The organism is Cupriavidus sp. PB-02 (genome assembly GCF_058252315.1).
Genome location: NZ_CM177695.1, coordinates 1,893,046 through 1,912,727 on the forward strand (window position 1 = coordinate 1,893,046; position 19,682 = coordinate 1,912,727).

The following is a 19,682-nucleotide window of genomic DNA, read 5'->3' on the forward strand; positions in this document are numbered from 1 at the left end:
AATCCACCGACCCTTGACATAACGCACATGAAAATCGTCGACAAGTTCTACATCAACGGCCGCTGGGTGCAGCCCGCAGCGGGGGCGACCCAGGCCGACATCATCGACCCGACCACCGAAGCCGTCGCCGGCAAACTCGCCATGGGCACCGCCGCGGACGTGGACCACGCCGTGGCCGCCGCGCACGCGGCCTTCCCGGCATGGTCCGCGTCGAGCCGCGAAGACCGCATCGCGCTGCTCGAGCGCATCATCGCCGCCTACCAGGCGCGCCTGCCCGACCTGGCCGTGGCGGTGCGCGAGGAGATCGGCGCGCCGGTCACGCTGGCCACCAACGTGCAGGCCGCAATCGGCCTGGCGCAGCTGCAGGGCACGCTGCAGGCGCTGCGCGAGTTCGAGTTCGAGACCGCGCGCGGCAAGAGCTACCTCCTGCGCGAGGCCATCGGCGTGGCGGTGCTGATCACGCCCTGGAACTGGCCGCTGAACCAGATCACCGCCAAGGTCGCGCCGGCGCTGGCGGCGGGCTGCACCGTAGTGCTCAAGCCGTCCGAGATCGCGCCGCTGGATGCGCAGATCTTTGCCGAGATCATGGACGCGGCCGGCACGCCGCCGGGCGTGTTCAACATGGTCTTCGGCGAGGGCCGCGTGGTCGGCGCCGCGCTGTCGGCGCACCGCGACGTCGACATGGTGTCGATCACCGGCTCGACCCGCGCCGGCGTGGAAGTTGCGATCAGCGCCGCGCCCACGGTCAAGCGCGTGGCGCAGGAACTCGGCGGCAAGTCGCCGCTGATCATCCTGGACGATGCCGACCTGCGGGCCGCGGTGACCAGCGGCGTGGCGCAGGTCATGTCCAACACTGGACAGACCTGCATCGCGCCGACGCGCATGCTGGTGCCGCGCGCGCAGTACGAGCAGGCCGTGCAGATCGCGGCCGCCGTCGCCAATGCGGTCAAGGTCGGCGATCCCTCCGATCCGGAGACCAAGATGGGTCCGATCTCCAACCGCGGCCAGTACGACAAGGTGCAGCGCCTGATCGGCGTGGGCATCGAAGAAGGGGCGCGCGTGGCGGCGGGTGGCCCGGGCCGCCCCAAGGGGCTGGAGCGCGGCTTCTATGCCCGCCCCACCATCTTTGCCGACGTACGCAGCGACATGACCATCGCGCGCGAGGAAATCTTCGGGCCGGTGCTGTGCATGCTGCCGTACGACACCGAGGAAGAGGCCGTGGCGATCGCCAACGACACCGAGTACGGGCTGGCGGCCTACATCGCCTCGTCCGACCCGGCGCGCACGCGCAGGCTGGCCGCGCAACTGCGCGCCGGCTGCGTGCGCATCAATGGCGCGATGCTGGATATCACCGCCCCGTTCGGCGGCTACAAGACCTCCGGCAACGGGCGCGAGTTCGGCCCGGAAGGCATTGCCGAGTTCCTTGAGACCAAGACGGTGACCGGCTGACCGGCGGGCAGAAATCACTGTCGTCGCAGCCGCCCCCCGGCCAGGCAGCACCCTGCTGCCGGCCGGGCGATTTCTCGTTGCCCCCGGCTGTCATCCGACCAGCGCGGTGATGCTGGCGGGCACCACTTGCAGGCTGATGTCCTGCACCGCGGCAAGCCGCCGAAGCGCAGGGAAACGCCATGGGCGGCAAGCAGTGCCAGCATGGTCACGCCTCAGCGCACGGAGGTCGTGATGTCGCGCGGGATCCAGATGCGCGCACTGTCTTCGCCGGCACGGGCCAGCACCATGTGGTGGTCGTAGTAGTGCGGCGGGTACACGCCGCGCAGCCACTGCACCGGACGCCCGTCGCCGTCGCGCACCAGCCGCATCACCGACAGCAGTGCGGCGCCCATGGGCTCTTCCAGCAGCGGCGCCACGTGCGCGTCGGCCCCCTGGAGATGCTCTGGTCCGCCTGGCTGATGCGCACGCCGCCGCGCTCGAGCAAGGCCAGCACCGAGGTCTGGGTAATCGCCTGCGGCGTTCGCAGGGACGCCAGTTCCGGCGGGGTGTACATGGTCACGCACGAAACCGGGCGCCCTTCCCGGCTGCGCACGCGCACGATGCGCAACACCGCCTGCTGTGGCGGCACATCCAGCAGGGGCGCCACTTCGGCCGGGCAAGGCAGCATGCCGTACTCGATCAGCCGGATCGCGGTTTCGCCGTTGTCCTCCACCATGTTGTCCGCCAGCCGCCAGGTCCGCGCCAGGCCAGGCGCGCGGCTGCCATGGTCCTTGTTGACGAAGGTTCCGTGGTCGGCGCGCCGATATACCAGCCCTTCCTTGACCAGTTCGGAAAGCGCGCGCCGCATGGTTACCCGCGCCACTTTATATTGGTCCACCAGCTTTAATTCAGGGGGCAGACCGGTCTGGTCGAAAATGCCGCTGGCAATTTGCTGGCGCAGTATGAGGTAGATCTGGTGATAACGTGGCACAGGAGAACTGGATTTCGCCATGGTCGTCCGGATGAAACCTGATTGCAACGCCTTGATCTGTAAGAATTGTCCGTTGGGACGGCGGCGCCTACGGGGCAAGGTCCGAAGTAGCCCGAACGATATCGCAGGATTTCCGTTGGCCTCAATGGGACATTAAATGGAACATTTTCATAGTTTTCGGAAATACAACAGAAATGGAGAATCCTGCCATATTCCCTGGCGTTGATTTTTATTAAATACTTCACGCGAAAATGGCATGCCAGGCAATGGCTGCACCGGTTTGCGGAATTACCCGGCGGGCCATGGGCGGACACCTGCCGCACTTGTCTGACACCAGCTGGCGGCGGCGTCCGACAGCCGGCGGCTGCGGGCCAGCTAAGCTTCATAGACAGCGCCAGGCCTTTTGCCGGCGCCTGGCTATGTCGAGCATTCCCGATCCCAATCCCTCCCCGCTGCCGCCCGCCCCGCCAACGGAACCCATGTCAGCCGATAACGCCCTGCGCGTGCGCGTAGCCGGCAACGGCGATGATGCGGCCGCCGCCGTTGCGGAAGCGGCCGCAGATGACGCGGAAGGCACCGCCGGGCTTCCGGTCGAAACGCCGGCGGTGGTGGTGGCCCCCTCCGACGCGGTCAGCGCGGCGCTGCACCGCGCCAGCACGGCGCTGGTGGTGCTGGCCTGCCTGTTCTCGCTGTATGCGCTGCACATTGCGCGCGACTTCCTGGTGCCGGTGGTCATCGCCATCGTAATGGCCTACCTGCTCGATCCGCTGGTATGCGCGCTGCAGCGGCTGGGCCTGCCGCGCGTGCTGGCCGGCACCGTGGTGGTGCTGGCCTTGCTGTGCGCGCTGCTCAGCGGCGCCTACCTGCTGCAGGGGCAGGTGGAGTCCATCGTCAACAGCCTGCCGGAGGCGGCCAGCAAGATCTCGCGCTCGGTCGGCGCGCTGCTCAGCGGCGACGACTCGATGTGGCAGAAGATAAGGCGCGCCGCCACCGTGCTCAGCGGCACCGGGCAGCCGCCGGCACGCGGCGCGCGTGTGGTGGTGGAGCATCCGGACCAGATCAACAACATGCTGCTGGCCGGCTCAGTCAGCGTCTTCACCATGGCCGGACAGGCGGTGGTGGTGGTGTTTCTGCTGTACTTCCTGCTGCTGGCCGGCGACACCTTCAAGCGCAAGTTCATCAAGATGGTGGGCGGCACCATCTCGGAGAAGAAAATCAGCGTGCATATGCTGGATGAGGTCAACCTGTCGATCCGCCGCTACATGGGCATGCTGCTGGCGACCAATGTCGGCCTGGGCTTCTGCACCTGGCTGTTGCTCAAATGGCTGGGCGTGGACAACGCCGGCAGCTGGTCGATCGCGGCGGCGGCGCTGCACCTGGTGCCTTACTTCGGGGCGATGGCGATCGCGGTGTGCCTGGGCGTGGTGACCTTCATGCAGTTCGGCACGCTGGGCATGGCCGCCGCGGCGGCGGGCGGCTCCTTGCTGATTGCGACGCTGATCGGTTCGGTCATCACCACGTGGATGACGGGGCGCATGGCCAAGATGAACGCCGTCGCGGTCTTCGTCGCACTCCTTCTGTTCACCTGGCTATGGGGTGTGTGGGGCATGCTGCTCGCGATCCCGCTGATCACCATCGTCAAGGTGGTTGCCGATCACATCGAAGGGCTGGAAATGGTGGCGGAGTTCCTTGGCGAATAGCCCTTGCCCTTTAGTCGCTCCCCTATCGGCCTGTCCCCCGCGCTCGCCGCACCTATACTGGAATCGTGAATGCTGCACCACAGCATTTCTTGCTGTGGAATTCGCGCTGGAGGAAACCAATATGTCTTTGTGCGACCTTTGCCTGTCGCAACTGGACCGGCCGGGCCATGTGCCGCCCCATCCGAACCTGGCAATATCCGCGACGCTGAGCACCGCCAGCGGCCAGAACGCGTTCGTGTACCGGTGCGATCACTGCGGCCAGACCTTGCTGCTGGCGTCGGAAGATGGCGTAGCACCCGACCGCTGGACGCGTCTGGACGCGGATGGATGGAATTGACGAGCGCCCAGGAGGGTGGGCCTTGCGGGCCGCCTTGACGGCGCGCAAGACCCCGTCGCGCGCGCTTGGACATAATGGCCCCAGCGACCATCCACCGGCCGCCCACCACACGCCATGGCCAAGAAATTCCCCCTGCATCCCAGCCACCCCGAGCGCGTCTGCTGGGGCTGCGACAAGTACTGCCCCACCGACGCCATGGGATGCGGCAACGGCTCCAGCCGCACGCAGCATCCCATCGAACTGCTCGGCGAGGACTGGCTGGAATTCGGCGACTGGGGCATCGAGGCCCCGGCCAAGACCAGCACCGGCGCCTGAGCCCCGGCCGCCGGCCTGGTGCCGCTAGCTGCTAGCCGACGCGCATCACCACCTTGACGCAGCCGTCCTGCTTTTCGCGGAAGATCTGGTACATGCCCGGGCCCTCCTCCAGCGTCACGCGATGGCTGATCACAAACGATGGATCGAACTCGCCACGCTGGATGCGCCGCAGCAGGTCGTCGGTCCAGCGGTTGACGTGGGTCTGCCCGGTGCGCACGGTCAGGCCCTTGTTCATCAGCGCGCCCATCGGGACCTTGTCGATCAACCCGCCATAGACGCCCGGCACCGATAACACGCCGGCGGGGCGGCAGACGTAGATCATCTCGCGCAGCACATGGGGCCGGTCGTACTCCATCATCACGGCCTGCTTGACCCGGTCATAGGCCGAATCGAGCGAGCCGGTGGCATGCGCCTCCAGCCCGACCGCGTCGATGCACTTGTCCGGGCCCTTGCCCTTGGTCTGCTCGTTGAGGGCTTCCGGGATGCTGACCTGCTCAAAGTTCAGCGGCGTCGCGCCCAGCTCCTCGGCCATGGCCAGCCGCTCGGGCACTCGGTCGATCGCGATCACGCGCCGCGCACCCTGCAGCAACGCGCTCAGGATGCAGAACTGCCCCACCGGGCCCGCGCCCCACACCGCGACAATGTCCTCGGGCTGGATATCGCACTGCGCCGCAGCCTGCCAGCCGGTGGGCAGGATATCGCCCAGGAACAGCACCGATTCGTCCGAAAGCCCGTCCGGTATCTTCACCGGCGCGACGTCGGCATAGGGCACGCGAACATATTCCGCCTGGCCGCCGGCATAGCCGCCGGTCAGGTGGGTGTAGCCGAACAGGCCGGCGGTGCTGTGGCCAAACACCTTCTCCGCGCTCGCCTTGTTGCGGTTGGTGCGCTCGCACACCGAGAAGTTGCCGCGGCGGCACTGGTCGCATTCGCCGCAGCAGATCGTGAAGGGCACCACCACGCGGTCACCCACGCGCAGGCGCCGGTTCTCCGGCCCGACCTCGACCACTTGGCCCATGAACTCGTGGCCCAGGATGTCGCCCTTTTCCATGCCCGGCACGAAGCCGTTGTACAGGTGCAGGTCTGAGCCGCAGATGGCACAGCTCGATACCTTGACGATGGCATCACGCGGATGCTCGATGACGGGGTCGGGAACCGTGTCGCAGCGGATGTCGTGCTTGCCATGCCAGCAGAGTGCTTTCATTGGGATTCCTTGCGTAGTCCGGGCTCGCAGCCGGTGGCCGTGCCAATGATGCGGGCTGACGCAAGCTCTGTTCCAATGCGCCGCCGCAGGCGCGGCAAGCTCACATGCGTGCCGGCGCGTGGCCGGCCCTGAGGTTTTACACGCGGGTCGCAGAAAGAACTACAACGCACAGGAGGACTACAATCCTCTTCACACCTTTTCACCGAGACACCGGGCATACGCACCGGGGATCCACCGAGACGACCATGCTGAACCTCACAGATGCTTCACTGCTGCGGCAGCAGTGCTATATCGACGGCCGCTGGATCGATGGCGAGCGCCGCATCGACGTGACCAACCCCGCCACCGGCGAGCGCGTGGGCCAGGTGCCGCAACTGGGCGCGGAAGAAACCCGCCAGGCCATCGAGGCCGCCAACCGCGCGCAGCCGGCCTGGCGCGCGCGCACCGCCAAGGAACGCTCGGCGCTGCTGCGCAAATGGTTCGAGCTGATCATGGCCAACCAGGAAGACCTGGCGCGCATCATGACGGCGGAACAGGGCAAGCCCATCGCCGAGGCGCGCGGCGAGATCGCCTACGCGGCCTCGTTCATCGAATGGTTTGCCGAGGAAGGCAAGCGCGTCTACGGCGACACCATCCCCGCACCGGTCAACAGCCAGCGCATCGTCGTTACCAAGGAGCCGGTGGGCGTGTGCGCGGCCATCACGCCCTGGAACTTCCCCGCGGCGATGATCACGCGCAAGGCGGGCCCCGCGCTGGCGGTGGGCTGCACCATGGTGCTCAAGCCCGCCTCGCAGACGCCGCTGTCCGCGCTGGCGCTGGTGGCGCTGGCCGAGCGCGCCGGCATTCCGGCCGGCGTGCTGTCGGTGGTGACCGGTTCGGCCGGCGCCATCGGCGGCGAGATGAGCAGCAACCCGCTGGTGCGCAAGCTGACCTTTACCGGCTCGACCGAGGTCGGCCGCGTGCTGATGACGCAGACCGCCTCGACGATCAAGAAGGTGTCGATGGAGCTGGGCGGCAACGCGCCCTTCATCGTGTTCGACGATGCCGATCTCGACGCCGCCGTGGAAGGCGCGATCGTTTCGAAGTACCGCAACGCCGGCCAGACCTGCGTCTGCGCCAACCGCATCTACGTGCAGTCCGGCGTGTACGAGGCCTTCGCGCAGAAGCTTGTGGCCGCAGTGGCGGCGCTCAAGGTCGGCAACGGCATGGAGGACGGCGTGCGCATCGGCCCGCTGATCGACGACAAGGCCGTGGCCAAGGTGGAGGAGCATATTGCCGATGCCATCGGCAAGGGCGCGCGCGTGCTGCAGGGCGGGCAACGCCACGCGCTCGGCCATTCGTTCTTCCAGCCCACCGTGCTGGCGGACGTGGCCCCCGGCATGCTGGTGGCGCGCGAGGAAACCTTCGGTCCGCTGGCGCCGCTGTTCCGCTTCGACACCGAGGACGAGGTCGTGGCCATGGCCAACGATACCGAGTTCGGCCTGGCCAGCTATTTCTACGCGCGCGACCTGGGCCGTGTCTGGCGCGTGTCCGAACGGCTGGAATACGGCATCGTCGGCGTGAACACCGGGCTGATCTCCACCGAGGTGGCGCCGTTCGGCGGCGTCAAGCAATCGGGCGTGGGGCGCGAGGGCTCGCACTACGGCATCGACGACTACCTGGTCATCAAGTACACCTGCATGGCGGGGATCTGAGGCCGCCGCCGCGCCGCGCCTGCCCTCAGCGCGCGGCGCGCGGACCGGCAGCGCTGCCGACCGGCCCGGGCCGGCTGTCGCCGCGTAAGCGCGCGACCTGGTCGTGGAAGCGCTGCATCTGCTCGAACTGGTAGCTGGCCCGCTCGAAGCTGTAGCGCGTGCCGAACCCGTGCAGCGCGTCATCGGCGCCGCGCGACAGCGCTTCCAGCGCTTGCGCCAGTGCGCGCCCTTCCACGCTGCGGTGCCGGCGCAGCCGCCACGACAAGGACTCCTGGCCCGGTCCCAGCAGGCTCTGGTCGAGGTAGCCAAGCCGTTCGGCCGTTTCCAGCGCGTCATGCAGTGCCGACAGGTAGGCGCACACGGCCGACAACCGCTGGTTCATCTCTCCGCCGAGCCGCAGCAACTGCTGCGCGCACGCGCGAAAGTGCTCGGCCGCATACGGCTCGCCGCCGCTGACGGTTTCCTGCGCAGAAGCGGCATAAGCGGCCAGCGGCCGCACCGAGGCCGCCAGCCCCGGCGGCAGCACGCTGCTGTAGTGGCTGGCGATGGCCCGCTGCAGCGCACCGTCGAGTTCGCAGCAGGTGGGCACGTCCGCGTCGACGTAGAACTCCAGCAACGCCGGCTGGCCCTGCCCCTTCGACACCACGGTACGCGCGGGCAGGCGCCTGGCCGTGGCCAGCACTGCCAGCGCGGCGTCGGCGCAGCCGTGGGCGTGGGCGTCGCCCTCGCCGCACAGCGCCTGCACGATGTCCTCGGCCTGCAGCGGGCCGACGATTTCCGTACGGATCGCCGCGGGCATGAAGGCGCCTCCGCGCCCGCACCGGCCCGCCAAGGCTGCATGCAGGTTCATCCCGACATGGGTGATCGCATTGCCCGTCATATAGCCCTCCGAAGTCGAGTCCTGTGCCCGGCCTGCCGGGCGATGTTCCGATGTTGACCAGCACGCCTGCCGACGGCAGCGGCGTCATGCGTGATCGCCGCTGTCTTGCGACGTCGTCACGATCGCCGCATGCATGTTCTGCAGGGCGTGCGGCGATCCGGTCCCGGTCAGGCCCGCCAGCAGCCGGCTGTCATCCAGCCGGAAGCGGCACAGCACCAGGTTCGAGCGCGCCAGCGCCACCATCTGCGCCGGCGTCAGCGCCGCCAGCGCGCAGCCCATCTCCCGCCCGAGACCGAGCCGGAACAGGGCTTCGGCCTCGTTCTCGCGCATCAGCCGCTGCACCAGCATCAGGTAGGACAGGTTCAGCGCCTTGATTTCGCTGACGATCCCGCTGGCGCCTGGCCCGGGCTCCATGGCGATACCCATCGCCCCGCTCTGGCTGACCGGCGCCGTCATTCGAGGCGCGATCCGTTGCCGGCACACGCGACGGGCCCCGATGGCAGGGCGGCGGCCCCGTGCCCCGGCGCAAGCGTACGCGCCGAGATCGTCGGGCGCTCGGCGATGGCCCGCAACGCGTGCTTGTCGAGCAGCTCGACGCTGCGGTGGCGCACCCGCACCAGCCCGCCGTCAGCCAGCCGAGAGAACTGGCGGCTGACGGTCTCGAGCGTCAGCCCGATATAACTGCCGATCTCCTCCCGGCTCATGCGCAGCAGGAACGCCGTCGACGAGAAGCCCCGCGCCGCGAAGCCGTCGGCCAGCCACAGCAGGAAGGTCACCAGCCGCTCCTCGGCCGTCATCAGTGCCAGCATGGTCTGCAGCGCCCGCGCACGCTGCGCCTGGCGGTCGAGCACCAGGAACAGCTGGTTGCCCAGGGCGGGCGTGTGCGCGGTAGCGGCGCGCAGCACCGCCACCGGGATCCGGCACAACTTGGTGTCTTCCAGCGCTGTTGCATAAGACGCGTATTGCGGACGGGCCAGGCTATCCATGCCCACCATATCGCCGGGGAAGTGGAAGCCGACCACCTGGGTGCGCCCGTCCTCGGTCGTGACATGCGTCTTCACCGTACCGACACGGATCGCGTACAGCGCGCTAACGGGGTCGCCGAGCAGGTACAGCGACTGGCGCTTGCGCAGCAGGGGGCGTTCGCGGAGCTGGGTCATTGGCGCCTCTTGCAAGCGCCCGGAGGGCGGATAAATGACATGTTTCTGACAGGGTGCGGGATCGGATGCATCATTCCGTGACAAATATTGACAGCGTAAAAAACCTGTGACGCATTCTTGCGGACGGAGGAATTCGGAACAATCTGTACATTCCCAATCTCCATTCGGAATCGTCCGACTTTGCGCGGAGGCCGCGAATCCCGCCCCGCGCGGCAAACGCCGGGGACACCTGGCGCGAATCATGCTGCGTCACTGCAGTCACCAGGGCGCAGCGCTAGCCCTGCCGGGTTTCGGCTGGCGTATGCTTGCAGCACGACGAGGATCGCGCACCGGGCGCCCTCCCGCGAACACATGTCGGGAAAACGCCGTTCAGGACATGCCATGAAAAAAGCCCCCGCCGACCCGCAGGACCTTGCCGGAACCGCCCGGGGTCAAGCCACCGGCTCGGTGTCGGCGGAGATCCCGGCCGACGCGCCGCACAATGCGCAACCGGATCTGTCCGCCGATGCGTCCTATCGGACCCTGGTGGAATCCATCCAGGACTACGCCATCTTCACGCTCGACGTCGACGGCCACGTGTCCAGCTGGAACAAGGGCGCGGCACGCATCAAGGGCTACACCCGCAAAGAGATCCTGGGCAAGCACTTCTCGCAGTTCTACACGCCGGACGCGATCGCGCGGCGCTGGCCCCAGGCCGAACTGAAGGCCGCCGCGGAAATGGGCCGCTTCGAGGACGAAGGCTGGCGCGTGCGCAAGGACGGCACCCGCTTCTGGGCCAACGTGGTGATCACCGCGTTGAGGGACGCCGACGGCCGCCTGATCGGCTTCGGCAAGGTCACGCGCGACATGACCGAGCAGCGCCGCAATGCCGAGGCGCTGCGCCAGAGCGAAGAGACGCTGCGCCTGCTGGTCGAAGGCGTGAAGGACTACGCGATCTTCATGCTCGACCCCGGCGGCCATGTCATCAGCTGGAACGCCGGCGCGTCGTACATCAAGGGCTACCGCCGCGACGAGATCATCGGCCGCCATTTCTCATTGTTCTACCCGCCCGAGGACGTCGCCGCCGGCAAGCCGGCCCGGCACCTGGAACGGGCCCGGCGCGGCGGGCGCATGGAAGACGAGGGCTGGCGCGTGCGCAAGGACGGTTCGCTGTTCTGGGCCAATGTCACGCTGACCGCCGTCTACGACGAATCGCGCTCGCTGCGCGGCTTTGCCAAGGTCACGCGCGACATGAGCGAGCGCCGTCGCCGCGAGGAGCTGGAGCGCTCCAGCCAGCGCATGAACGAGTTCCTCGCCACGCTCTCGCACGAGTTGCGCAACCCGCTGGCGCCGGTGCGTAGCGCGCTGGGCGCAATGCGCCTGGCCCCCGACGACGACTCGGTCGCCGACAAGAGCCTGCGCCTGATCGAACGGCAGGTGGGCCACCTGAGCCGACTGGTCGACGACCTGCTCGATATCGGCCGCATCACCTCCGGGCGGATCGAGCTGCGCACCGAGCCGGTCGAATTCAACGAGATCGTCGCGCTCGGCATCGAGGCCGCGCTGCCGGCGCTGGAAGCCAAGTCGCAGCGAGTGGACGTGCAGACTCATGCCAGCGCCATCCCGATGAACGCCGACACGACCCGGCTGGTGCAGGTGATGCAGAACCTGGTGCTCAACGCATCGAAGTTCTCGCCGCCGGGATCGTCGATTGCGATCGTCACCACCATGCAAAAGCGGACGCTGCTGGTGCAGGTGATCGACCAGGGCCGCGGTATCGCACCGGAGGCGCTCGAAGACATCTTCAACCTGTTCGTACAGGAAAGCCGGCCGGGCACAGACACGCAGGGCGGGCTGGGCATCGGCCTGTCGCTGTGCCGCTCGCTGGTCGAGCTGCACGGTGGCACCATTGCCGCCAGCAGTGCCGGCCCGGGGCTGGGCAGCACCTTCACGCTGCGCCTGCCGCTGCCGGCCCAACATGACAGCTCTGCGCCGCAGCCGTCCCAACCCGCCGCGCAGGCGCTGCAGGCGCAACGCATCCTGCTGGTCGACGACAACCGCGACGCCGCCGACAGCCTGGCCATGCTGCTGGAGATGTGCGGCCACGAAGTGACCATCGCCTACGACGGCGCCGAGGCGCTGCACGTGGCGAGGCGCTGCCGCCCGCAAATCGCGCTGATCGACCTGGCCATGCCGGGCATGGACGGCTTCGAGGTGGTGCGCGCCATGCGCGGCGCGGCCGGGACCGAGCATACCCGCTTCGTGGCGCTGACCGGCTTTGGCCAGCCGGCCGACCGGAAGCAAACCGAAAAGGCAGGCTTTGACGCGCACCTGGTCAAGCCGGTGGAGCTGGAAACGCTGTTCGGCACCATTGCCCGGCTGCAGCATCCGGAGTGACGCGTCCCACGCGCCAAACCCCACCTTCGCCAATGCCAAACCCGCGGCCGCTCGCGCTGCGACACACTGACAGCCGTTCCATCGCACAAGACACAGAAAGGAGACAGCGATGCAGGGTTGGAAGGTTGGGATCAGGCGCGCAGCCACGGGGCTGCTGTTGGCGTTCGCCGCCACCGCGGCGGGGACCGCGCTGGCGGACTATCCGGACAAGCCGGTGCGGCTGGTGGTGCCGTTCCCGCCGGGCGGCGCCACCGACCTGCTCGCGCGCGAGATTGGCAATGCGCTGTCGGTGCGCCTGCACCAGCCGGTCGTGATCGACAATCGGCCTGGCGCCGGCGGCAACCTGGCGGCCATCGCCGTGGCGCGCGCGCCGGCTGACGGCTACACGCTGCTGTTCGGCACCTTCGGTTCGCTGGCGGTCAACAAGAGCCTGTATGACAAGCCCGGCTACGACCCGCTGAAAGACTTCGCCCCGGTGGCCTCGGTCGCCTACCTGCCGAACGTGCTGGTGGTGCACCCGAGCGTGCCTGCGCGCAATGTACAGGAGCTGCTGGCGCTGGCGCGCAAGGAGCCGGGCAAGCTGACCTATGGCTCGTTTGGCAACGGCTCGTCGTCACACCTGGCCGGTGAGCTGTTCACGCACCTGGTTGGGGTCAACATCACGCACATCCCCTACAAGGGCAGCGCAGCGTCGATGACCGACCTGATCGGCGGGCGCATCACCATGATGTTCGACAGCGTCTCGACCGCGCTGCCGTATATCCGCGACAACCGCGTGCGCGCGCTGGCGGTCACCACGCAGAAGCCTTCCGACCAGCTTCCCGGCGTGCCCACACTGGCCGCGGCCGGCGTGCCCAACTACGAGCTGACCGCCTGGTTCGGCGTAGCCGCGCCGGCCGGCACCCCCAAGGCGGTGATCGACCGCCTCAATGGCGAGATCGTGGCCGCGCTGAAGCAGCCGGAAATGGTGGCAAAGCTGGCAAGCCAGGGCACGGTACCGTTCCCGGCCACGCCGGCGCAGTTCGGCAGCTATATCCGCGCGCAGTACGAGAAATGGGACGCCATCGTCAAGGGCGCCAATATCCGGCTCGATAACTAAGCCGGCTTCACTGGGCCTTCAGCGCCCCGAAACGCCACGACAGCCGCCGCGCCGCCTGCCGCACCAGCGCGGCGGTGGCGCCTTCGGTGCTGCTGTCGAAGCTGCCGCTCGAGCCCATCACGGCGATCACCAGCGCCAGGCTGCCGGTATGGTCGAACACCGGCGCAGCCAGCGTGTCGATGCCGGGCACCGGGTGGCTGAGCGCATTGTCGACCTGCGCGGCACGCACGCGCGCCAGCCGTTCGACATAGTCCCGGGCCAGCTTGCCGCCGGCTGCGAGCCCTTCCGTGGCCGCCGCGCCAGCCATGCGCAGGTGGTCGGATTCCAGCAGGCCCGCCAGCACGTTCTCCGGCAGGCAGGCCGCCACCGTGCGGCCGATCGCGGTATGGACCAGCGACAGCACCGTGCCCACGCGCAGGCTCACATGCTGCGGGCGTGCCGACTCCTCCAGCCGGACCACGGTCGGCCCCAGAGGCCCCAGCACCGCCATCGCCACGCTCAGGCCGGTGGCGCCGGCCAGCTCGATCACTTCCGGCTCGGCCTCGCGCGTGGGCGACAGCCGCTGCAGCGCGATCAGGCCCAGTTCCAGACCTAGCGGGCCGCACAGGTAGTTGCCCGCACTGTCGCGCGCCAGCAGGCCGGTCTTCTGCAGGCTCACCAGGTGTGGGAAGGCCTTGGCCGCGGGCATGCCTGCCGCCAGCGCCAGGTCGCGCAGTGCCAGCGGACGGCCCGCCGCGACCAGCGCGGACAGCAGTTGCCCGGTGCTGTCGAGCGACTGGATGCCGCGTTGGGGCTTGCCGCCTTCGGTCTCCGCGTCGGATGTTTGCGGGGCTACTGCAATCGGATCTTTCGCACGCGTCATGCCGGACGTCCCTGTTCCTGCCGCAGCGCGGCGCCGATGTCCGCGGCCGCCGCCTGCAGCGCCTGCGCGGCCGCGCCGCGCCAGCCCACGTCGATGGCGCCGGTCGAGCCGACCAGGGTCAGCACCAGTCGCAGCGCGCCGGCAGCGTCCAGCACCGGCACGCTGAGGCTGCTGACGGCGGGGCTGGGGGTATCGATGCTGCGCTCGATGCCGCGCTCGCGGATGGCCTGCAGCACTGCGCTGAAGCTGGCCAGCTCGGCCTCCGTCGCGCCCGGCCGCTGCACGCGCCACAGCGGCTGCCATTGCGGCGGCGGCTGGAAGGCGCAGAACACGCGCCCGGTGGCGGTGGCAGCCAGCGCCATCACCGTGCCCACGTGCAGGTTCACATGCAGCGGCGCGCTGGCCGGCACATAGCGCACGATGGTCGGCCCCTGCGGGCCGGCAATGCTGATCGCCACGCTGAAGCCGGACGCCTGCGCCAGCGCATCCACCCGCGGCAGCGCCGCGCGGTAGGCCGGGTCCTGCTCCAGGTGCAGCAGGCCCAGCTGCAGCGACAGCGGCCCGGGCTCGTAGCGGCCTGACAGGTGGTCGCGCTTGATCAGGCCCAGCCGCGTCAGGCTGACCAGGTAGGCATGCGCCTGCGCCGGCGCCAGCTGCGCGGCGTCGGCCAGCGCGGCCAGCGGCATCGGCGTGCGCGCGGCGGCCAGCGCGGCCAGCAGGCGCCCGCCCACCTCCACGCTCTGGATGCCTCGCTGCGCCTTGTCGGCTGCCTGCGTACCTTCGTCCCCCGCCTTGCGCCTGGCCATTGCCATCCTGTGTGATAGGAAAACCCGGATATTAATCGAACGCCTCTGGCGAGCGCTTGCCCGGGGGGTTTACCCGCGCCGGTCACGTGCCCTTCCATGCCGGTTTCTGCACATGCCAAATATTTGCCATAGGCTAATCATTTCGCTATTGATTAATTTTCGAAGGTTTCCTAAGATTGCACTACCCCGTCGCACCAGTCGTGACACATCCATAGAAACGGGGCGAGACAGCCCGCGCGGCCCCGCTGCGCATCACCGCATGCCCGTGCGCCGTCTCGCCGCCCCACACAGAGGAAAGACGCCATGTCCAAGGCATTCGCATCCCAGGCCGACCTGGAAGAAAAGCAGATCACCTTTACCCAGCTGTCCGAGAACGCCTGGGCCTACACCGCCGAAGGCGATCCCAACTCGGGCGTGATCATCGGCGACGACGGCGTGCTGATCGTCGACACCACCGCCACCCCGGCGATGGCGCAGGATCTGATCGCCCGCATCCGCACCATCACCGACAAGCCGATCAAGTACGTGGTGCTGTCGCACTACCACGCGGTGCGCGTGCTGGGCGCGTCGGCCTACTTCGCCGAAGGCGCGCAGCAGATCATCGCCAGCCGCGGCACCTGGGAAATGATCGTCGAGCGCGGCGAAGCCGACATGAAGTCCGAGATCGAACGCTTCCCGCGCCTGTTCGCCGGCGTCGAGACCGTACCCGGCCTGACCTGGCCGACGCTGGTATTCGAGAAGGAAATCACGCTGTTCCTGGGCAAGCTGGAAGTGCGCATCGCCCACCTGGGCTCGGGCCACACCAAGGGCGACACCGTGGTCTGGCTGCCGCAGCAGAAGGTGCTGTTCTCCGGCGACCTGGTCGAGTACGACGCCGCCTGCTATTGCGGCGACGCTCAGTTGGAAGACTGGCCGGCCACGCTGGACGCACTGCAGGCGCTCAACCCGGAAAAGCTGGTGCCCGGCCGCGGCCCCGCGCTGACCTCGCCGGAGGAAGTGAAGAAGGGCATCGCCTATACCAAGGACTTCGTCACCACGCTGTTCCAGTCCGGCAAGGAGGCCGTGGTCGAGAAGCTCGACCTGAAGGCCGCGATGGCGCACACCCGCCGCGCGATGGATCCCAAGTTCGGCCACGTCTTTATCTACGAGCACTGCCTGCCCTTTGACGTCTCGCGCGCCTACGACGAGGCCAGCGGCATTCGCCACCCGCGCATCTGGACCGCCCAGCGCGACAAGGAAATGTGGGCCGCGCTGCAGGACTGAGCCACAGCAGGACACAAAGAAACAAAGACGTGGATGGAGACACAAGCATGAGCAGCATCGACTACCAGCGGCTGTCGTTCGAGTACCAGCCCTGCGCGGAACAATCGGCAGGGGCCGACCCGGCCATCCACCCGGTGGTGGTGGTGGGCGCCGGGCCGATCGGCCTGGCCACCGCCATCGACCTGGCGCAGCGCGGCGTGCGCGTGGTGCTGGTCGATGACGACTGCACGCTGTCCACCGGCTCGCGCGCGATCTGCTTTGCCAAGCGCACGCTGGATATCTTCGACCGGCTGGGCTGCGGCGATCGCATGGTCGACAAGGGCGTGAGCTGGAACGTCGGCAAGGTGTTCCTGCGCGACCAGCAGGTGTACAGCTTCGACCTGCTGCCCGAGAGCGGCCACCGCCGCCCGGCGTTTATCAACCTGCAGCAGTACTACGTCGAAGGCTTCCTGCTGGAGCGCGCGCAGGCGCTGCCCAATATCGAGATCCGCTGGCACAACAAGGTGGTGGGGCTGGAACAACGCCAGCCAGGCACGCCGGACGCCAATGTGGTACTGACCATCGAAACGCCCGAAGGCTGCTATCCGCTGGCCGCGCGCTACGTGGTCGCCGCCGACGGCTCGCGCAGCCCGATGCGCAAGCTCCTCGGACTGGACAGCAAGGGTCGCACCTTCCGCGACCGCTTCCTGATCGCCGACGTGAAGATGGAAGCGGACTTCCCCACCGAGCGCTGGTTCTGGTTCGACCCGCCCTTCCACCCCAACCAGTCGGTGCTGCTGCACCGCCAGCCCGACAACGTCTGGCGCATCGACTTCCAGCTTGGCTGGGATGCCGACCCCGTGCTGGAGAAGACACCGGAACGCGTGATCCCGCGCGTGCAGGCGCTGCTGGGCAAGGACGTGAAGTTCGAACTGGAGTGGGTCAGCGTGTACACCTTCTCGTGCCTGCGCATGGACAGCTTCCGCCACGGCAATATCCTCTTCGCCGGCGATTCGGCGCATGGCGTGTCGCCGTTCGGCGCGCGCGGCGCCAACAGCGGCGTGCAGGATGCCGAAAACCTGGCGTGGAAGCTGGCCTATGTGCTGCAGGGCCATGCCGCCGACACCTTGCTGGACACCTATGCCAACGAGCGCGAATACGCCGCCGACGAGAACATCCTCAACTCCACCCGCGCCACGGATTTCATCACGCCCAAGAGCGCAGTGAGCCGTGTGTTCCGCGATGCCGTGCTGACGCTGTCCAAGCGCCATGCGTTTGCGCGCGGGCTGGTCAACAGCGGCCGGCTGTCGGTGCCCGCAGTACTGCGTGGCTCGCCGCTGAATACGGGTGACGATGCCGAAGGCTACAGCGGCAACATGGTGCCCGGCGCTGTCTGTTGTGATGCCCCGGTGTCCGGTATGCAAGGCCAGGGCTGGCTGTTGTCGCACCTGGGCGAGGACTTTACCGTGCTGCTGTTCGGCAACCCCGAAGCGATCGATGCCGGCATCCTCGCCGACCTGGCCGCGCTGAAGCAATCCGGCGTGCCGCTGCGGCTGGTCTACATCACCGATGCCGCGCAGCCAGTGATGACCTGCTCCAACGCCACCGTGCTACGCGACGACCAGGGCCTGGCCGCCGCCCGCTACGGCGCCACGCCGGGCACCTGCTACCTGGTCCGTCCGGACCAGCACGTGTGCGCACGCTGGCGCCGCGCCGACCCTGCCGCGCTCCGCGCCGCGCTGGCACGCGCCACCGGCGCCGGGCTGCGGGCGGCGCCGGGCCAGATGGCCGCCTGAGACGCGTCGGACAGAAGTACAGCGGAGACAACCATGCCCAACATCCTCAACACCCAGCCCAACCTCGCGCGTCCTGACGACTTCTACGAAGCACTGATCGAGATGCACCGCGACCTCGACGAAGCACAGAGCCAGGCCGCCAACGCTCAATTGATCCTGCTGCTGGCCAACCATATCGGCGACCACGACGTGCTGATGGCCGCGCTGCAGGCCGCGCGCGAAGGCGTGGCCGACATGCCGGCCACCGCCCCCGCCTGACCTGCCGCGGGCGCGGCCATGCCGCGCCCGCCCCGCTCTTTTCCTCGCACCAACCCGGGCCAACGCGCGCCAGACGCCGCCCGCTGGCGGAACCCCACGGCTGCCCGCCGCCGCAGCCATCACCGTACGGAGACAACGTTCATGAGCCATCCGGTCTCAGGGGATCTTTCGTCCCTATCCACCCTATCGCCCCCCGCCACACTGGCCGCGCACGATGAAGACGCGCTCTACCGCAAGGTCTGGCTGCGCATCATCCCATTCCTGTTCGTCTGCTACGTAGTGTCGTTCCTGGACCGGATCAACATCGGCTTCGCCCAGCTGCAGATGAAGCAGGATCTTGGCTTCAGCGACGCCATGTACGGGCTGGGCGCCGCCGTGTTCTATGTTGGCTACGTGCTGTGCGAAGTGCCCAGCAACATGCTGCTGGCGCGCTTCGGCGCGCGGCGCACCTTCACCCGCATCATGGTGCTGTGGGGCATTGCCTCGGTGGCGATGATGGCGGTGTCCACGCCCACGCAGTTCTACACGCTGCGCTTCCTGCTGGGCGTGTTCGAGGCCGGCTTCTTCCCCGGCATCGTGCTCTACCTGACCTACTGGTTCCCGGCGCGGCGCCGTGCCGCGGTGATGGCGATCTTCTTTGCCGGCGTGGCGGTGGCGGGCGTGCTGGGCGGGCTGGTGTCGGGCTGGATCATGCGCGACATGGCCGGCGTGCTCGGCCTGCAGGGCTGGAAGTGGATGTTCGCGATCGAAGGCGCGCCCGCGGTGCTGCTCGGGCTGGTGGCGGCGCGCTGCCTGGTAGATGGCCCGCAGCAAGCGAGCTGGCTCAGCGACAGCGAACGCGCGCACCTGGCGCGCGCCACCGCCAGCGAGTCGCATGCCGGCGGCCATTCGCTGCACGCGTTGCGCCAGGTGCTGCGCAACCCGCGCGTGTACCTGTTCGCCTTTATCTATTTCTCGCTGACCTGCGGCTCGCTCGCGCTGAGCTTCTGGATGCCGCTGATGATCCGGGACTTCGGCATTACCGACGTGATGTCGGTGAGCCTGTATTCGGTGGTGCCCAATGCCGTGGGCGCGGTCGGCCTGATTCTGATCGCGCGCCACTCGGACCGCACCGGCGAGCGCCATCGACACTTCCTGCTGTGCACGGCCGGCGGCGCGCTGGCGCTGGCCGCGCTGACGCTGCACCCGTCCAGCCTGGCTGCGATGCTGGCGATCCTGTCGGTGGCCGCGGTGCTGATCTTTGCCGCGCTGCCGGTGTTCTGGTCGCTGCCGCCCAGCTACCTGCCGGGCGCGGGCGCAGCTGCTGGCATCGCCTTTATCAGCAGCATCGGCATCACCAGCGGCATCGTCAGTCCGTGGGTGATCGGCCAGATCAAGACCCAGACCGGCAGTCTCGACAACGCGCTGTACCTGCTGGCCGCACTGCTGCTGGCCAGCGGACTGGCGATGTGGCTGGGCGTGCCAAGGCTCCCCGCGCCGCGGGCCTGAGCCGCGCCGCGGGTGCCTTCAGAAGCGGGATGTCCGCGCCCCCGTG

The 19,682-nt window shown here is 68.2% G+C and carries 19 protein-coding genes; 11 read left to right on the forward strand and 8 right to left on the reverse strand.

Features of this window, described 5'->3' with window-relative positions; genetic code table 11:
• Nucleotides 1–27: 27 nt before the first annotated feature.
• A complete protein-coding gene (locus AC10V3_RS29450) occupies nucleotides 28–1,449 on the forward strand; it encodes an aldehyde dehydrogenase family protein (RefSeq protein WP_490923843.1) in 1,422 nt (473 codons plus the stop codon).
• A 212-nt stretch (nucleotides 1,450–1,661) separates the two neighbouring features.
• Here the strand turns inward: AC10V3_RS29450 and AC10V3_RS29455 are convergent, their stop codons facing one another.
• The gene (locus AC10V3_RS29455; protein ID WP_349607043.1) at nucleotides 1,662–1,841 is read right to left on the reverse strand and encodes a hypothetical protein; all 180 of its coding nucleotides are present in this window, start codon (nucleotides 1,839–1,841) and stop codon (nucleotides 1,662–1,664) included.
• Nucleotides 1,817–2,440: a GntR family transcriptional regulator gene (locus AC10V3_RS29460; RefSeq protein WP_349607042.1), complete on the reverse strand. Its 624-nt coding sequence runs from the start codon at nucleotides 2,438–2,440 to the stop codon at nucleotides 1,817–1,819. The genes AC10V3_RS29455 and AC10V3_RS29460 overlap by 25 nt, the downstream gene beginning before the upstream one ends.
• A 398-nt stretch (nucleotides 2,441–2,838) precedes the next feature.
• Between AC10V3_RS29460 and AC10V3_RS29465 the strand changes: the two genes are divergently transcribed.
• The 3 genes from AC10V3_RS29465 (at nucleotide 2,839) to AC10V3_RS29475 (ending at nucleotide 4,771) form a co-directional block, all read left to right on the forward strand.
• Nucleotides 2,839–4,119 carry an AI-2E family transporter gene (locus AC10V3_RS29465; protein WP_041681809.1) on the forward strand — a complete coding sequence of 427 codons (1,281 nt, stop codon included), beginning with the start codon at nucleotides 2,839–2,841 and terminating at the stop codon, nucleotides 4,117–4,119.
• 121 nt (nucleotides 4,120–4,240) lie between these two features.
• Nucleotides 4,241–4,456 carry a hypothetical protein gene (locus AC10V3_RS29470; RefSeq protein ID WP_022538903.1) on the forward strand — a complete coding sequence of 72 codons (216 nt, stop codon included), beginning with the start codon at nucleotides 4,241–4,243 and terminating at the stop codon, nucleotides 4,454–4,456.
• Between the two features lie 114 nt (nucleotides 4,457–4,570).
• Nucleotides 4,571–4,771, forward strand: coding sequence for a DUF3079 domain-containing protein (locus tag AC10V3_RS29475; RefSeq protein WP_022538904.1), 201 nt, complete (start codon nucleotides 4,571–4,573; stop codon nucleotides 4,769–4,771).
• A 31-nt stretch (nucleotides 4,772–4,802) separates the two neighbouring features.
• On the opposite strand, the gene AC10V3_RS29480 is transcribed toward AC10V3_RS29475, so the two are convergent.
• Complete coding sequence (locus tag AC10V3_RS29480; RefSeq protein ID WP_022538905.1) at nucleotides 4,803–5,975, reverse strand: zinc-dependent alcohol dehydrogenase; 1,173 nt, start codon at nucleotides 5,973–5,975, stop codon at nucleotides 4,803–4,805.
• Nucleotides 5,976–6,220: 245 nt separating this feature from the next.
• Between AC10V3_RS29480 and gabD the strand changes: the two genes are divergently transcribed.
• Nucleotides 6,221–7,669, forward strand: a complete 1,449-nt coding sequence (gene gabD, locus AC10V3_RS29485) for an NADP-dependent succinate-semialdehyde dehydrogenase (protein ID WP_022538906.1) — start codon at nucleotides 6,221–6,223, stop codon at nucleotides 7,667–7,669.
• Nucleotides 7,670–7,694: 25 nt separating this feature from the next.
• Here gabD and AC10V3_RS29490 read toward each other — a convergent pair whose 3' ends face one another.
• The 3 genes from AC10V3_RS29490 to AC10V3_RS29500 form a co-directional block, all read right to left on the reverse strand.
• A complete protein-coding gene (locus AC10V3_RS29490; RefSeq protein ID WP_349607040.1) occupies nucleotides 7,695–8,468 on the reverse strand; it encodes a hypothetical protein in 774 nt (257 codons plus the stop codon).
• A 165-nt stretch (nucleotides 8,469–8,633) separates the two neighbouring features.
• Entirely contained in the window at nucleotides 8,634–8,963 is a 330-nt protein-coding gene (flhD, locus tag AC10V3_RS29495) for a flagellar transcriptional regulator FlhD (RefSeq protein WP_041682123.1), read from the reverse strand.
• 38 nt (nucleotides 8,964–9,001) lie between these two features.
• Nucleotides 9,002–9,709: a helix-turn-helix domain-containing protein gene (locus AC10V3_RS29500; RefSeq protein ID WP_349607039.1), complete on the reverse strand. Its 708-nt coding sequence runs from the start codon at nucleotides 9,707–9,709 to the stop codon at nucleotides 9,002–9,004.
• Nucleotides 9,710–10,090: 381 nt separating this feature from the next.
• Between AC10V3_RS29500 and AC10V3_RS29505 the strand changes: the two genes are divergently transcribed.
• Nucleotides 10,091–12,085, forward strand: coding sequence for a PAS domain-containing hybrid sensor histidine kinase/response regulator (locus AC10V3_RS29505; RefSeq protein ID WP_349607038.1), 1,995 nt, complete (start codon nucleotides 10,091–10,093; stop codon nucleotides 12,083–12,085).
• A gap of 109 nt (nucleotides 12,086–12,194) precedes the next feature.
• Nucleotides 12,195–13,184, forward strand: coding sequence for a Bug family tripartite tricarboxylate transporter substrate binding protein (locus AC10V3_RS29510; protein ID WP_022538911.1), 990 nt, complete (start codon nucleotides 12,195–12,197; stop codon nucleotides 13,182–13,184).
• 7 nt (nucleotides 13,185–13,191) lie between these two features.
• On the opposite strand, the gene AC10V3_RS29515 is transcribed toward AC10V3_RS29510, so the two are convergent.
• Nucleotides 13,192–14,046 (reverse strand): IclR family transcriptional regulator, encoded by an 855-nt coding sequence (locus AC10V3_RS29515; protein ID WP_022538912.1) that lies wholly within the window; start codon nucleotides 14,044–14,046, stop codon nucleotides 13,192–13,194.
• Complete coding sequence (locus AC10V3_RS29520) at nucleotides 14,043–14,852, reverse strand: IclR family transcriptional regulator (protein WP_041682125.1); 810 nt, start codon at nucleotides 14,850–14,852, stop codon at nucleotides 14,043–14,045. The genes AC10V3_RS29515 and AC10V3_RS29520 overlap by 4 nt, the downstream gene beginning before the upstream one ends.
• A 303-nt stretch (nucleotides 14,853–15,155) precedes the next feature.
• Here AC10V3_RS29520 and AC10V3_RS29525 point away from each other — a divergent pair, with 303 nt between their 5' ends.
• The 4 genes from AC10V3_RS29525 to AC10V3_RS29540 all read left to right on the forward strand — a co-directional run bounded on the left by AC10V3_RS29525 (nucleotide 15,156) and on the right by AC10V3_RS29540 (nucleotide 19,636).
• Nucleotides 15,156–16,115 (forward strand): MBL fold metallo-hydrolase, encoded by a 960-nt coding sequence (locus AC10V3_RS29525; RefSeq protein WP_022538914.1) that lies wholly within the window; start codon nucleotides 15,156–15,158, stop codon nucleotides 16,113–16,115.
• A 47-nt stretch (nucleotides 16,116–16,162) separates the two neighbouring features.
• On the forward strand, nucleotides 16,163–17,890 hold the full coding sequence (locus tag AC10V3_RS29530) for an FAD-dependent oxidoreductase (RefSeq protein WP_041681810.1): 1,728 nt from the start codon (nucleotides 16,163–16,165) through the stop codon (nucleotides 17,888–17,890).
• 33 nt (nucleotides 17,891–17,923) lie between these two features.
• Nucleotides 17,924–18,148 carry a DUF2783 domain-containing protein gene (locus tag AC10V3_RS29535; RefSeq protein ID WP_022538916.1) on the forward strand — a complete coding sequence of 75 codons (225 nt, stop codon included), beginning with the start codon at nucleotides 17,924–17,926 and terminating at the stop codon, nucleotides 18,146–18,148.
• 141 nt (nucleotides 18,149–18,289) lie between these two features.
• Entirely contained in the window at nucleotides 18,290–19,636 is a 1,347-nt protein-coding gene (locus AC10V3_RS29540; RefSeq protein WP_022538917.1) for an MFS transporter, read from the forward strand.
• Nucleotides 19,637–19,682: the final 46 nt, after the last annotated feature.

Coding starts and splice junctions, on each gene's coding strand:
- AC10V3_RS29450 (WP_490923843.1), top strand. CDS start 28: ATGAAAATCGTCGACAAGTTCTACATCAACGGCCGCTGGGTGCAGCCC.
- AC10V3_RS29455 (WP_349607043.1), bottom strand. CDS start 1,841: ATGGGCGCCGCACTGCTGTCGGTGATGCGGCTGGTGCGCGACGGCGAC.
- AC10V3_RS29460 (WP_349607042.1), bottom strand. CDS start 2,440: ATGGCGAAATCCAGTTCTCCTGTGCCACGTTATCACCAGATCTACCTC.
- AC10V3_RS29465 (WP_041681809.1), top strand. CDS start 2,839: ATGTCGAGCATTCCCGATCCCAATCCCTCCCCGCTGCCGCCCGCCCCG.
- AC10V3_RS29470 (WP_022538903.1), top strand. CDS start 4,241: ATGTCTTTGTGCGACCTTTGCCTGTCGCAACTGGACCGGCCGGGCCAT.
- AC10V3_RS29475 (WP_022538904.1), top strand. CDS start 4,571: ATGGCCAAGAAATTCCCCCTGCATCCCAGCCACCCCGAGCGCGTCTGC.
- AC10V3_RS29480 (WP_022538905.1), bottom strand. CDS start 5,975: ATGAAAGCACTCTGCTGGCATGGCAAGCACGACATCCGCTGCGACACG.
- gabD (WP_022538906.1), top strand. CDS start 6,221: ATGCTGAACCTCACAGATGCTTCACTGCTGCGGCAGCAGTGCTATATC.
- AC10V3_RS29490 (WP_349607040.1), bottom strand. CDS start 8,468: ATGCCCGCGGCGATCCGTACGGAAATCGTCGGCCCGCTGCAGGCCGAG.
- flhD (WP_041682123.1), bottom strand. CDS start 8,963: ATGGAGCCCGGGCCAGGCGCCAGCGGGATCGTCAGCGAAATCAAGGCG.
- AC10V3_RS29500 (WP_349607039.1), bottom strand. CDS start 9,709: ATGACCCAGCTCCGCGAACGCCCCCTGCTGCGCAAGCGCCAGTCGCTG.
- AC10V3_RS29505 (WP_349607038.1), top strand. CDS start 10,091: ATGAAAAAAGCCCCCGCCGACCCGCAGGACCTTGCCGGAACCGCCCGG.
- AC10V3_RS29510 (WP_022538911.1), top strand. CDS start 12,195: ATGCAGGGTTGGAAGGTTGGGATCAGGCGCGCAGCCACGGGGCTGCTG.
- AC10V3_RS29515 (WP_022538912.1), bottom strand. CDS start 14,046: ATGACGCGTGCGAAAGATCCGATTGCAGTAGCCCCGCAAACATCCGAC.
- AC10V3_RS29520 (WP_041682125.1), bottom strand. CDS start 14,852: ATGGCCAGGCGCAAGGCGGGGGACGAAGGTACGCAGGCAGCCGACAAG.
- AC10V3_RS29525 (WP_022538914.1), top strand. CDS start 15,156: ATGTCCAAGGCATTCGCATCCCAGGCCGACCTGGAAGAAAAGCAGATC.
- AC10V3_RS29530 (WP_041681810.1), top strand. CDS start 16,163: ATGAGCAGCATCGACTACCAGCGGCTGTCGTTCGAGTACCAGCCCTGC.
- AC10V3_RS29535 (WP_022538916.1), top strand. CDS start 17,924: ATGCCCAACATCCTCAACACCCAGCCCAACCTCGCGCGTCCTGACGAC.
- AC10V3_RS29540 (WP_022538917.1), top strand. CDS start 18,290: ATGAGCCATCCGGTCTCAGGGGATCTTTCGTCCCTATCCACCCTATCG.